General features: G+C 56.3%; 2 protein-coding genes and 1 pseudogene. All 3 read left to right on the plus strand.

Going from position 1 to position 2,733, the window contains the following annotated elements; translation table 11 throughout:
• Nucleotides 1-192: 192 nt before the first annotated feature.
• Nucleotides 193-396 (plus strand): annotated as a pseudogene (locus tag IE243_RS20650) (hypothetical protein); the annotation flags it as partial.
• A 129-nt stretch (nt 397-525) separates the two neighbouring features.
• A complete protein-coding gene (repA, locus tag IE243_RS20655; RefSeq protein WP_191321212.1) occupies nt 526-1,746 on the plus strand; it encodes a plasmid partitioning protein RepA in 1,221 nt (406 codons plus the stop codon).
• Nucleotides 1,743-2,733: plasmid partitioning protein RepB (gene repB, locus IE243_RS20660; RefSeq protein WP_191321213.1), on the plus strand; the 991-nt coding region annotated here is incomplete at its 3' end. The genes repA and repB, both read left to right, overlap by 4 nt.

Here is a 2,733-nt window from a genome sequence, read left to right on the forward strand (position 1 = left end):
AACACCGGCCGACGCCTACTTCGGCAGGGCTCCTGCCATCATCAAACAACGTGCAAGGATCAAGCGACAGACCATCGAATATCGGCGCTTGCAGCACCGCGCGCTCGCCGCCTAATATCAAACCCCAGACGAGGCCCGCACTCCGCTAATTTACGCCGCGATCTGCGCCAAATGTTCTGACGACGGACAGGATTTGCTGCACTAAAGGGCCTCCTTGATGTCCGCTACGGCGCCCGTGACGGATCCGCCTGCGCGGAGTTCTCGTGGGAAGGACAAGACGAGAATGGTCCCGCTTGCGGTCGCGGTTGGGCCGCCATCGGTACCGCCGGCCGCCTCATCGGGCACTTCTACATCCACAACGGCGACGATTCTGGCTTCGTCTGCGAACGCGCTTGAATTCGCCAACAGCCAATTAACACTCTGTTAACCTTAAAAAACTGGACGCCACACTCGAATCGTGACGTATCTTTAACGGGTGACTGCCGATAAATCGAACGTTGCCCGCCAAACAGGATGCGATCCGACATGTCACCGAGCGCCCCACCCTACCTTACGACGCCGCCAGAGGATCCGGCGGACAAAATCATCCGCCACGCCGGGATGCTCTCCGAGCATTTGCAGGCGCGACGCGAGCAGATGCATCCCCCAGACGCGCAAAAAACGCTCCGTACATTCTCCATCAATGAGGTCAGCCGGCTCACTAGTATACCTGAGTCTACGCTCAAGCTCATGTCGGCAGAAGGCAAGGGACCCATCCCGACCCGCCTAGACAACAACCACCGCGCGTATACTCTCTCCCAAATTAACGAACTCCGTCAAATATTTGCGGCACAGCGTCCATCCGATGCCTTGCGGTATCTACCTCATCGGCGCGAAAATGAGCATCTGCAGATACTGGCCATTGCGAACTTTAAGGGTGGCTCGGCAAAAACTACGTCCAGTGCACATCTAGCGCACTATCTGGCCCTGCATGGCTATCGCGTGCTGGCTATAGATCTAGATCCGCAGGCCTCGCTGTCGGCCATGTTCGGCGCCCAGCCAGAGATGGACGTCGGCGAAAATGAAACGGTCTATGCGACGTTACGTTACGATGACCGACGGAAGCCTATTCGAGATATTATCAGACCAACGTATTTCAGCGGCATTGATTTGATCCCTGGAAATATTGAAGTCATGGAATACGAGCATGAAACGCCAAGATTCCTAGCAAAAGGGCAGTCTGGGGATAGCATTTTCTTTGAACGGCTCCGCATTGCTTTGGCGGATGTGGAAGACGATTACGATATCATTATCTTGGACACGCCCCCTTCCCTCGGATTCCTCACGCTCGGCGCCATATATGCTGCCACAGGCCTTGTAGTGACAGTGCATCCAGCCATGTTGGATGTTATGTCGATGTGCCAATTTTTGTTGATGATGGGGGATCTGATCTCAGTCATCCGCGATGCCGGCGCCACCCTACAGCAAGATTTCCTACGGTACCTAATTACCAGACACGATCCGATGGACCAATCGCAACTCCATGTGGTGACCATGTTGCGTCACCTTTTTGGAGGCGACGTGCTGGCTGCGACTGCAGTAGAGAGTGCGGCTATCGAGACCGCGGGCCTCGCCAAGCGCACATTGTATGAGCTGGAGGCAGGCAACGTGGGCGCAGCTACGGCCAAGCGGGCGAGAGAGTCTATCGATGCCGTCAATGCCCAAATACTTGATTTGGTCCGCGCCGCTTGGGGTCGGAAATCATGAAGAAATCGCGTTCCATACTGCAATCGTTCGGCAGCTTCTCTCCACCTGCAACGGATGTTGGAGATGCTGTTGCGCCGGTGGCGCGGGTCGGCGCTGGCGTCATTGGCGCTACGCAGCGCACCCTAGCCGAGCTGCGTGATGAGCGGGATCGACTGCGTGCACTGGTAGATGCAGGTGTTGGCATGGAGATGGACCCTGCACTGATCGATCCATCGCCTTTTCCTGATCGTCTGCCCGACGATGACGATGCGAAGTTCGAAATTTTCAAAGCGTCCATCGCTACGGACGGGCAGCAGGTGCCTATCCAAGTGCGCCGGCACCCCACTATGGATGGACGATATCAGGTGGTGTTTGGCCACCGTCGACTAAGGGCCGTCTCGGAGCTGGGACAGAAGGTCCGCGCGTTGGTCATTGATATGACGGATGCGGAGCTGATTATTGCGCAAGGTCTGGAAAACTCGTCCAGACAGGACCTTACGTGGATAGAGCGTGCACTTTTTGCTGCACGAATGGATAGCGCAGGGGTCAAGCCACGCGACATAAAAGCTGCACTATCCATCGATGACGCAGAGATGACGCGCCTCCGCGGGGTGACGCGAGCAGTCCCCATTGACGTCATAGAGGCCATAGGGCGCGCTCCAAAAGTCGGACGGCCAAGGTGGCTTAAGCTCGCGACCGCACTGGACTCGAATCCAGTCCTCGTCGAACAGGTGCGAAAGACCTTGTCAACTGACAAGGTTTTGGCGCTCCCTTCTGACCGGCGTTTTGCTGTGGTGCTAGCAGAAACAGCCGACGCCCCGAATCGTCCTGCTGTAGCGAGGCTGGACTTGGCCGATACCGGTGGGAAATCGATCGGCAAAATCGAGTTTGACGGCGGCGCTGTTAAGCTTGCCATCCAACCTGCGCACACTGTTAATTTTTCTAGGTTTTTGCAGGCCGAACTGCCGAGTTTGGTGTCAAGATATTTGGCGCGGAACGCCGAGAAAT

Source organism: Camelimonas fluminis, assembly GCF_014656355.1.
GTDB lineage: Bacteria > Pseudomonadota > Alphaproteobacteria > Rhizobiales > Beijerinckiaceae > Camelimonas > Camelimonas fluminis.